General features: G+C 51.3%; 8 protein-coding genes. 7 read left to right on the top strand and 1 reads right to left on the bottom strand.

The genetic code is table 11. The features are described from left to right. The first annotated feature begins 17 nt into the window (after positions 1-17). The 5 genes from ZBT109_RS09920 (at position 18) to ZBT109_RS09900 (ending at position 7,697) form a co-directional block, all read left to right on the top strand. Positions 18-1,409, top strand: coding sequence for an undecaprenyl-phosphate glucose phosphotransferase (locus ZBT109_RS09920; RefSeq protein ID WP_051523697.1), 1,392 nt, complete (start codon positions 18-20; stop codon positions 1,407-1,409). 375 nt (positions 1,410-1,784) lie between these two features. Further along, a complete protein-coding gene (locus tag ZBT109_RS09915; protein WP_169733990.1) occupies positions 1,785-3,023 on the top strand; it encodes an O-antigen ligase family protein in 1,239 nt (412 codons plus the stop codon). Between the two features lie 146 nt (positions 3,024-3,169). Continuing rightward, a complete protein-coding gene (locus ZBT109_RS09910) occupies positions 3,170-4,522 on the top strand; it encodes a UDP-glucose dehydrogenase family protein (RefSeq protein WP_027704717.1) in 1,353 nt (450 codons plus the stop codon). 158 nt (positions 4,523-4,680) lie between these two features. Then, complete coding sequence (rfbB, locus tag ZBT109_RS09905; RefSeq protein WP_027704716.1) at positions 4,681-5,736, top strand: dTDP-glucose 4,6-dehydratase; 1,056 nt, start codon at positions 4,681-4,683, stop codon at positions 5,734-5,736. Positions 5,737-6,065: 329 nt separating this feature from the next. Beyond that, a complete protein-coding gene (locus tag ZBT109_RS09900; RefSeq protein ID WP_051523695.1) occupies positions 6,066-7,697 on the top strand; it encodes an alpha-amylase family glycosyl hydrolase in 1,632 nt (543 codons plus the stop codon). 315 nt (positions 7,698-8,012) lie between these two features. On the opposite strand, the gene ZBT109_RS09895 is transcribed toward ZBT109_RS09900, so the two are convergent. Beyond that, positions 8,013-8,582: a DUF1349 domain-containing protein gene (locus tag ZBT109_RS09895; protein ID WP_038277767.1), complete on the bottom strand. Its 570-nt coding sequence runs from the start codon at positions 8,580-8,582 to the stop codon at positions 8,013-8,015. A 650-nt stretch (positions 8,583-9,232) separates the two neighbouring features. Here ZBT109_RS09895 and ZBT109_RS09890 point away from each other — a divergent pair. Then, entirely contained in the window at positions 9,233-9,613 is a 381-nt protein-coding gene (locus ZBT109_RS09890; RefSeq protein WP_027704714.1) for a hypothetical protein, read from the top strand. 298 nt (positions 9,614-9,911) lie between these two features. Next, entirely contained in the window at positions 9,912-10,802 is an 891-nt protein-coding gene (locus ZBT109_RS09885; protein ID WP_027704713.1) for a glycosyltransferase family 2 protein, read from the top strand. Positions 10,803-11,079 lie beyond the last annotated feature (277 nt).

Raw genomic sequence — 11,079 nt, 5'->3', positions numbered from 1 at the left:
GGTTATATGGACTTTTTATGAAAAGTAACGAAAATCAGCATTTGACAGTTACTGCTATAAATTTTAGCGCTTGTTTTTCTAATGTGCTAGATGTTGTGCTTATAATAATGTCAGGATGGTTGGCATATTCTTTTTATTTTAATAGCTTAGCTATGTCTATCGAAAAATATAGCTGGGCCACTCTTGTAGGCGCTTTGTTAGCAGCTTGTATATTCCCTCTTGTGGGCATGTATGCCAGCTGGAAGGGGAAAAGTGCATTAAAAATTTTCTGTGACATCATGCGAGGCTACATTATATGGGGCATCAGCATCTTGGTTGTGCTATTCTTTTTCGATCTTAACGAAAAATTTGTCAGGGAATGGCTTCTTTATTGGGGCGGGATAGCATTTTTTTTAACTTTGATTGCGCGCGCTCTGGCATATTCGGTTTATCGCTGTGTCATACAAAAGCAAAAGTATAAAGTACTATTGATCGGCAACTATACTTATTGTGATCAGGTCGCGCAGGCATTGCGACAAGACCAATATTCTGAGTTCGAAGTGTCACGCGTACTTGTCAGAGAAAGCGATAGCGATGCAGCAGCCCTCTTAGGTTGGAACACCTATTCGATGGCATCTTTGCAGGAGCTCAACATTGATGAGGATGAAGTTTGGATCTGCCTGCCGATCTCTTTGGGCGATCAGGTAGCGCCAATCGTAGATGCGCTCGACAAGATGTCATTGAACATCCGGTTTATGCCGGGAATGCAGGAACTGAGGCTGATCAACTACAAACCATCGACGTTTTCCGGCGTTAGGTTGCTTGATATTAGCTGTTCGCCCATGACGAAAAGTAAACGGTGCATTAAGCGCCTTGAAGACATTGTGCTGTCATCTCTCATCATTGTGATGATTTTTCCTGTGTTGCTACTAGTGGCACTGGGTGTCAAGTTGTCTTCCCAAGGACCTATCTTCTATAGGCAGACGCGCGTTAGCTGGAACAACCGCAATTTTGGCATGCTGAAGTTCCGGTCTATGCCAGTGGATAGCGAAAAGAGCAAGGTGGTCTGGGGTAACGCAAAAAATAAAGATATCACGCCGTTTGGTAAGTTCATTCGTAAGGCTAGCCTAGATGAGCTTCCGCAGTTCCTTAACGTTCTTAAGGGGGATATGTCGATCGTGGGGCCGCGTCCAGAGCGCGACATCTTTGTCAAAAAATTTGGTGAAGAAATTCCGGGCTATATGCAAAAGCATATGGTTAAGGCTGGTATTACTGGCTGGGCTCAGATTCATGGGCTGAGGGGCGACACTAGCCTTGAACGCCGAGTAGAATATGACCTGTGGTATATTGAAAACTGGTCGTTATGGTTAGATATAAAAATTATATTTATGACCTTCTTTAAGGTTATTAGCGATAAATCTGCAAGCTAAGATATATAGCTATATTTGAAATTAATGGGTGGTATGAAAAAATTAGCCACCCTTTTTGTTTTGATATGAAGTTGCGTAGTTGAATGCTTTAATATTCTGTTAATATAAAGAAATAGACCTATTGTTGCCCTAAATAATCTGTTCTTGAATATGTTTTGTTATGCATAATCCATACAAAATAAGTCGATAAGCCAAATCATGGAAGAGACATTTTGGTAGACAGGAGGTCTATTCTATCGTCTATCGTCTATCGTCTATCGTCTATCGACTGCCATTTACCGCTTGGCTGTACCAATCATATCAGGAGTTATCATGGCCGTAAGGGCTGAACCTACATGTCGATGGCGCTGGGTCACCACCCTAATCGTATTTTTGATGTTCGCCATAAACCTTTCCTTTCCCGGTGGTTACTCGCTGGGGCCGACGCTATTGCTGCTGCTGTCTGTGGTGCTGTTGCTGCCTCGTTCTTGGCTCAGTTCCGCAACCCCGTTCAAGCTTAGAATCAATGCTCATGACCGCTGGTTGATGGCCGCCTTTGGAGCTTACTTCTGTGCGCTGGCAGCGGAAATTCTTTGGTTCCACCTTAAATCTCGTGAACTTGATAAACCCGCTCGTTTTCTGCTGGCGATTCCGGTACTACTGATTTTGCTGCGTTACCCCCCGCGTGTCACTTGGCTCTGGCGGGGCGTAATCTTAAGCGCGGTATCTGCTGGCGTCATCGCTGTCTATCAGAAGATATGGCTTGGGATGGATAGGGCAGAAGGCTTCTTGTACCCCATTCAGTTTGGTGATCTTTCCATGCTGATGGGCGTGCTATGCCTTGCAGGCATTGCTTGGGGACAGGAACAGAAGCGTCGTGCTTACTGGATTACGGCTTTTGCGTTGGGTGCGGCAATGGGAATAGGGGCTTCGCTGTTGTCGGGGTCTCGCGGGGGCTGGATCGGGGCACCGTTGATCTTTCTTATGCTGATTCGCAATTACTCGAACTTCCTGTCACGTACTCAGTGGATTGGCCTTATCACAGGGATATTCATGTGTGGTGCTGCTGTCGTGGCGATTCCCGAAACGGGCGTTGCGCGGCGTATTCATCAAATCTACATCGACATACATGACTATAGACAGGGCGAAAACAATACGTCGCTGGGGGCCCGCTTTGACTTGTGGCGAATGGCCAATTACATGTACGGCCACCGACCCATCTTTGGTTATGGGTCCTATCAGTTCGTAGAAATGCGCAACGAGATTCATGAAAAGTTTGGTTACGGGCAGGGCGTCATCGAGCAGGATCTGCAATCCGCCCACAATGAAATCCTAGATGCTGCCGCCAAGCGCGGCAGCATCGGTGTCCTTGCGCTTCTGGGCGTCTATCTTGTACCTCTCGCGCTGTTCTCGCGCTACCGCAAGAGCCGTGACATGACAACCCGTTCGCTGGCCTTAGGGGGGGCAATGATCCCTGTATGCTTTATGGATTTTGGGATGTCGCAGGTGCTTTTCACTCATAACGACGCGGTCATGGTGTACCCTTACGCGATCGCGGTGTTCTGGGCATGCCTGCGTTATCGGCAGGCCCAGCTACGTTGGACCAATAGCGGATTTCTCCCGTCGTCCAAGTAGGTTACAAGAACGGTAACGCCTTTTTCTCGTCTGATAAACGTCGGGCGACGGCATGCAAGGATTTACATTTCTCTGTGCGGCTGGAGCCGCACTGATATTGTCTGGGCAAGCCGCTTCGTGCGGCTTAACACAAGGATGAATGAGCCATGAAAATTTCCGTTTTCGGCGTGGGCTATGTGGGATTGGTCACGGGGGCATGTCTGGCAGACGCGGGCCATGAGGTCATGTGCATGGACATCGACCCGGATAAGATTGCGCGCCTGCAAAAAGGCGAAGTGCCGATCTACGAACCGGGCCTGGATGACGTCGTGACGCGTAATGTGGCAGCAGGGCGTCTGTTCTTCACTACGGAGCCTTCCAAAGCGGTCGAATTCGGTGTACTTCAGTTCATTGCGGTGGGTACGCCTCCCGATGAAGACGGCAGTGCTGACTTGCAGTACGTTCTGAACGTCGCTCGTCTGGTCGGACAACACATGACCAGTTATAAGGTGTTGATTGATAAATCCACGGTTCCCGTCGGAACCGCTGACAAAGTTCGTGATGCCGTTGCCGCAGTATTAGCCGAACGCTTCCCATCTGAAGCGGATCGTCCCGCGTTCGATGTATGCTCCAACCCAGAATTTCTCAAGGAAGGGGCGGCCATTGAAGATTTCTCCAAAGGCGCGCGCATCGTCGTTGGCACGGGTTCTGAGCGCGTTCGTGAACTGATGAGCGAATGCTACGCGCCGTATAACCGCATCCGCAATAAGCTGATGTTCATGGATGTGCGTGCGGCAGAGCTGACCAAATACGCTGCCAACAGTATGCTGGCGACCAAAATTAGCTTCATGAATGAAGTCGCCAACTTGGCTGAGCGTCTGGATGTCGATATCGAGCAGGTGCGTCAGGGGATCGGTTCTGACCCACGTATTGGTTACCACTTCATCTATCCCGGCTGCGGCTATGGCGGTTCCTGCTTCCCGAAAGACGTGCAGGCTCTGACACGTACGGCCAGCGAAGTTGGTTACGACGCTGAGCTGCTGAAAGCGGTAGAAGCGGTCAACCTGCGCCAGAAACAGACGCTGTTCACCAAGCTCTCCAATGCGTTGGACGGTGACCTGAAAGGCCGCACGATTGCTGTCTGGGGGCTGTCGTTCAAGCCGGAAACTGATGACATGCGTGATGCGCCCAGCCGAGTGCTGATGGAAGCACTTTGGAAGGCGGGCGCTACCGTGCGTGGCTATGATCCAGTGGCAGAAGACGAATGCCACCGTATTTATGGCCAGCGTGACGACTTGCAGTTGGTCGACGATCGCATGGATGCCCTGAAAGGTGCCGATGCGTTGGTTATTTGCACCGAATGGACCGAATTCCGCAGTGTAGACTTCGCTGCCGTTAAGGCGGCTCTGCGTTTCCCGGTGATCGTCGATGGTCGCAATGTCTTTGATCCGAAAGCGGTCAAGGATGCAGGGCTGATGTACTACGGTGTTGGTCGCGCGGACTCGCTGCAAGGTCACTGATTATACGAGGCTAATATAGAATAGAAGCAACTGTTTGCTTGCGCATTTTTGTTAGCTTAGTGCCAGATATGTCTATGCCCACCTATGATGACTCGTGAGTGGGCATTTTCATTAATAAGATGAGCTGTTTGCTTCTTTGCTATAGGAGGTGCGCTGTCATGAATGTGCTGATTACTGGAGGTGCAGGGTTTATCGGGTCTGCATTGATACGCTATATCATCGCGAATACTAGCGATAACGTATTGAATGTCGATAGACTGACTTATGCTGGTAATTTGGACTCGTTGGCTCCGGTGCACGATAGCGGCCGTTATCATTTTTCTAGAACGGATATTTGCGATACTTTTGCAATCACCGCTTTGCTAGAACAGTTTCAACCTGATGCCGTGATGCACCTTGCTGCTGAGTCCCACGTGGATCGTTCTATCGAAGGACCTACAGCATTTGTCCAAACCAATGTTGTAGGTACCTGTTCTATGCTAGAAGCTGTTCGTGGTTACTGGCAAAAACTTCCTGTAGAAAGGCAGAAGGCCTTTCGCTTCCATCATATTTCTACCGATGAAGTGTATGGTGATCTTGCAGATACCCTGAGTTCTTTTTCTGAGTCTACCCCCTATGCTCCCAGCTCCCCTTACTCTGCCTCGAAAGCGGGGTCAGATCATCTGGTTAGGGCTTGGCATCGTACATTTGGGCTGCCTGTCCTGGTAACCAACTGTTCCAATAATTATGGACCATATCAGTTTCCAGAAAAGCTGATTCCTCACATGATACTTAATGCTCTGCATGGCAAAGCGTTGCCTGTATATGGGGACGGTTCGCAGATTCGCGATTGGCTGTACGTCAATGATCATGCGCGCGCGTTATATAGCATCTTGGTTTCTGGCACTGTGGGTGAAACATATAATATTGGTGGGTATAATGAAAAGCGTAATATAGACGTTGTTTATGCCATTTGTGATTTGTTAGAAGAATTTTGCCCAGAAAAGTCAAAAGATATTGATCATTACAGTGATCTAATCACCTTCGTCAAGGATCGTCCTGGCCATGATTCCCGTTATGCAATAAATGCTGAAAAAATAAGGCACGCAATAGGATGGATTCCTCTGGAGTCATTTGAGACGGGGATGCGAAAAACCGTGCAATGGTATCTGGATAATACTTTATGGTGGCAGCGAGTGCTGAGTGGCGACTACAGATTGAAGCGCTTGGGTTGATATGGTGGCGCCTTTATCGCTCGGAGAGTGGTCTCCAATTATTTTATGGAAATGATGATGCTTTGTGCAATTCTTCTCTATGCTAGTAATATTGTGTATCGGTATGGATTTATCTCTTTATATATCAGGTAATTATATTTTTCTCATTTTTTGAATATTATCCATTAGATAAATAACGATATGAAGTAATGATCGCTGGAACGCGTATTTACAATCCTTTTGAGATGAATATTATTTGATCATCTGTGAGTATGGCTCGGCCATTTGAGTACGGCATGTCTTTATATCTGTACTCATCCAAGTGTAAATAATAACAATAAGGTCTTGCTATGTTACAGAACGTGATTACTTCAAAAGCGCAGTCCACCGAGTGGTGGCTGAATATGAACCTGTACCAGATCTATGTGCGTTCTTTCGCGGATTCGAACGGTGACGGGGTGGGTGACATTGCGGGCATCACCCAACATCTTCAGTACCTGGCAGATTTGGGGATCAATGCCATCTGGCTGACGCCGTTCTATCCGTCTCCCCAGGCTGATATGGGCTACGACGTTGCCGATTATCGCAACGTTGATCCAACCTACGGCACGCTGGACGATTTCGATGCGATGGTGGCTAAAGCACATTCACTCAATGTGCGCGTGTTCATCGATATCGTGCCTAACCATACCTCTTCTCAGCACCCGTGGTTCCAAGCCGCACTTAAAGCGGCGCCGGGTAGCGCCGAACGCAATCGCTATATCTTCGTTGATGGCCGTGATGGCGGTAAGCTGGCGCCGAACGCTTGGGGAGGTTGGACGACCACCGAACCGTGGACCAAGGTCGATACGCAGTGGTATCTGCACATGTTCTCGGCAGAGCAGCCCGACCTCAACTGGCGCAATCCCGAGGTGCGTGAAGAGTTCAAGAACACGCTGCGCTTCTGGATGAATCGAGGCGTCGATGGTCTGCGTGTCGATGCCCCCACGCTGCTGATCAAACCGGAGCTGACGGCCAAACAAGTGGAAGACAATCTGCCGGATCTGTTCCCGATCTATGCCGAGTGGCGCACGATGCTTGATGAAGAATTTGGTCCGCGCTGCATGATCGGTGAAGTGTTCGACGATGCCGAAACCGGTATGGAAAACTTCGTCGATAAGGCGCATATGAACCAGATCTTCTGCTTCGATTATCAGGAAGCGCCGTGGCAGGCGGGCGAGTTCAAGGACATCATCGATTCATGGGTAACCACTACTCGCGAACATGGTTCTTCTTCGGTATGGGTGTCCTCTTCCCACGACCTCATCCGCCAAGTGTCCTATCTGGGCTTCCCCGATCCGAAGAATAAAGGCAGTGATATTGGCCCGGAGGACGAACAGCCGGATCTGGAGCTGGGCACGCGCCGTACGCGTGCCATGACCCTGATGACCATGTGGCTGCCGGGCGCCATCTGCACCTACTACGGTGAAGAACTGGGGCTGCCGGATCACACCACGCTGACCGACGCCGACCTGCAGGGCCGCGATATGGACCGCGATGGCTGCCGTTCGCCAATGCCGTGGATGTCCGACAAGCCGAATCTTGGCTTCAGCACCGCCGCGCGTGCTTGGTTGCCTCAGCCGCAGGTTTATCGTGAACTGGCCGTCGATGTGCAGCTGAAGTCCGATACCTCGATGCTGAGCCTGTACCGCGCGTTGTTCAAGAAACGACAGGAACTGGGATTAGCCGCAGGCGAAGTCACATTCCTCGACACCGACAGCGACGACGTGATTGTGGCACGCAATGGCAACATTTGCCTCGCGATCAACTTTGGCAATGAAGCGGCTCCAATGCCCGCAGGTGAAGTGATTGCTAAAAGTTTGCCGGATATCGACGTAACCGACGACCTGCCAGCCAATGCCGCAGTATGGCTTTATCAGGACTGGGCGGTGGAAGACGACGATGAAGATGACGGCGAGGATGATTCGACCGACAGTGAATGATCTGCGAATGCACCGTGTCCTGCGAGCGGCGTATGACCGCCATCAGTACGCCACCTCATAACGATAATAGGCATGTCACTTCGGACATGATGTAAGTTAGCTTAGCGCTCGGCCTTTGATGAGATACCGATGGTATTTCCATAAAGGGCAGGGCGCTTTTTTATGGGATGAGGTTTTATGAACCGAGTAGAAGGGGTTTATGGGATGGATCAGCGCGGCACATGAAGGTCGTGTTGGTAGTGCAATATGCCGTATTCAGGAAATTACGGGCCGCATGTGTTGTCTTTCCTGTCCGTTCGCTTTTTGCGGGGATGGCTAGCTTAGGTCATGCAAGGCTTTATCCAGTGGCGGCGTCAATGTCAGTTCACTAAAGTCGACGGCTAGCCCGGCTCGCTCAGGTGTGCAGCACATTACGCCGACGCGGCAGTGTTGGGCTTTGAGGTGGAACAAGCGCAGCAATGGCCATACGTTGCCGTCCGCCGAGTATTGTAGGCGCAGGCTGTCGCCGCGGCGCGTCAGGCGCATCCAGAAATTGCGCGCGTTTCCGGGAAATACCCCCGTTGTCCAATCCGAATGGCCTTGTGTCAGCACGCTACCGATCGCAGGCTGACCGTCGTTGTATTCGATGCCTGCCTTCAACCAGCATGTTTCATCAGCGACCAGCATGATGCCGGCTTGGTCATACAGTGTCTTAAAGTCAGCTTGGATATGGGCTTGAAAGGTGAAGTCTCCGTTCACTTCGGTGCCATAAAAGTGGCCGCTGAAGCGTTTAAAGCCGTACCACGTTTCACGCCAGAAGTCCGTCGCGCCATCGGTGACGACGTGCAAATGCGATTCATCGCCTGACCATTGCTGCGGCGCATTGAGCCATCGGTAACGTTTCATGAGTGGCACCTTGATTCTTTACATGTGGGTTGAAAAGGGCGGCACCGATGGCCAGAGGTGATCACGCCGTCATAAATGTTTCACGTAGCGGTGCTTTCGGCACTGATCATGGTACTGCTGTCGATCATAAGGTTGAGCAGATTACGGCTCAACCTCCGATCCATATGCTGTCAGTAGTATCGCATCAGGCGTGATTTAGGCGCGTTTCCAGCTGACCGTTGTGCTCTTTTGGCGCAACAGTGCTTTGACAGAGTGCCTATATTTCATGCGGATCGAAATTGTACGTTTGTACAATCTGGGTGACGTGTTGACCTGTCCCGATCCGATGCCGACGAGGTTGTAAGGGATCGGCCCGTGAGCGATGGATACGCCGCCGTTGGGTGGGCTTGTTCGGTGTTGCTGGTTCATTTCCTTGCGCCCTCAGCGATCGTGGCATGCAACGCATCCGTTTAGATGCTGTCTAGTAATGTTCTGATTGAGGCGGTACGCATTCCGATGCGCGTCGGCCTCAGCGCACGACACGGCATCACCGTGTCGCATGTACTACAGAAGAAAAACGCCGCTGTATGGGGTTGCTTATGCCATCGCTTGGCGGCCAAAGCGTGTATCACTTAGCCCGCGATCCATCTACGTAATAGGGAATCATAGTTATGCAGGACATCCATCGTTTCGAAGCGACCAGCGTCAGCTGCTTCAGTGAAAACGGCGTCGATATCATCGGGCTGAGTGATGACGATCAAGAGCCAGAGCACTTTGTCGTCTTGATGCAGATGCGTGAAGATGGCATCCCAGGTGAACAGAGTATCGAGATGCAGACAGAAGCGACCGGTCGCCCTGTCACGGAGGGCTTCACGGCGGTACGGCTGGCGCGTCACCACATGGAGGTGGCACTGACGGAAAAATGGCAGGAGCTGTTGGGTTACGGCACGATCGAGGTGACCTTGCCTGAACGTCATGAGCACCAGCTGCTAGCGCAGTACCTTCACCTGTGTCTTGATAATACCGCTATCGAATTGACCATCGACAACTGACGGGTGCGGCCATTGCACTGACAATGGCCTCGCTTGGTCAATGCTTTCAAGGCGGGTGCCATCCAAACGTGCCCTTTGGCACAGTGGTATGCCGTTGCCAAGACGAGCGTTGCGGTGTCAGGCGAACAGGCGTCATTCCGCTGCGTTATTCCTGCCGTTTGTCCTTCTTGAGTTACGCCACACTTGTTCACTTGTAGATACGTATCGGTATGCTGCCGACCGCTTGCCTGAGCACTAGCTGGGCGTGGCTGGCGGTAGCGTACTGTTCGCAGTCTCCCCGCAAGCAAGGACGGATAACATGAAGGCCTCTCTGATCGTGGCGGCCAGTGGTCGCGACACACACCTGGTCAATACCCTCAGATGCGCTCTGGCGCAGCGCTATGCCCAGCTCGAAGTGTTGGTGCTGGATAGCGTCGACAACCGTTCACTGATCGCAGAAGATTTTCTGGAGCGCAAGCAGGCGCGCATCCGCCATATGGTGTTGCCCAAGCGCTCACGTCTGGCGCTCTACAACCATGCCCTGACGCATGCCACGGGGGATGTGCTGATCTTTATCACCGATCATGTGTCCTTCGGGCCTTACTTTGTCGATCAGCATATGGCCTGTTATTTAGAGGCGCAGATGGGCGCGGTTCAGGGGCGCATCGTTACCAGTGAAACCGCTTCATCTCGCGTGCCCACTCTGTCGCGTACGTGCCAGCTCAAGGGACAGTTCAACTGCCTTGCGGGCGGACGCACCAATCGTTTGGGTGAGCATAATTTCAGCGTGCGGCGCCAAGCGGCCGAGCAGATTGGCCTGTTCGATGAACAGATGGACGCTAGCGTGGAATGGGCGGGAGCGGATTATGGTCTGCGCTGCTACCAGGCGGGTTGGCATGTACGCTTCGAAGCTCAGGCCGAATTGGTGCCGCATGGCAGACAGAGTGTCGCCAGCGAACGCCTGCGTTGTCAGCAACGTTTGGAAGGGCATCATCTGGTAGCTCAAGCGCTGTTCGCCCATCGCCATCTCTCGCCGTTGATGCGTTGGTGCCATCGCGTGTTGCAGCGTTGGCAGGGATGGAGCGATATCCAGCAGCGGCAAAACGACGCGTGGAAGGCTGTGGCTGCAGAGGCCGACGCCATTAGGGTTCACGCCAGTGAGCCGTCATCGTTGATGATTGAGGTGATGACGCCGCACCCTCATGGCTAAGTAAATTAGTATGATTTCGTTTTGGTAAACACTCGGTTTGTTGATATAAATCCGAGCGTCTAAAGGTGAGTGGTTGGCCTACTGCGAAGGTATGGTTAAGCACGCAAGGCGACGGCCGATAAAGGAGCTGTCTATTGTTGACGCTGATAGTGCGGCAACTCGCCACGGCGTGAGAGAGAATTAGTCTTTCCCTTTAGTACAGCTTCCTTTTATGCTGGGCGCCAAATTCTGGGACACGCGTTCGCGTGTAAAACATCTACTTCTTAATGTTGGGATT

The organism is Zymobacter palmae (assembly GCF_003610015.1).
Taxonomy (GTDB): Bacteria; Pseudomonadota; Gammaproteobacteria; order Pseudomonadales; family Halomonadaceae; genus Zymobacter; species Zymobacter palmae.
Note: the sequence above shows the minus strand (reverse complement) of the source record. Positions and strands in the feature narration are given on the sequence as shown.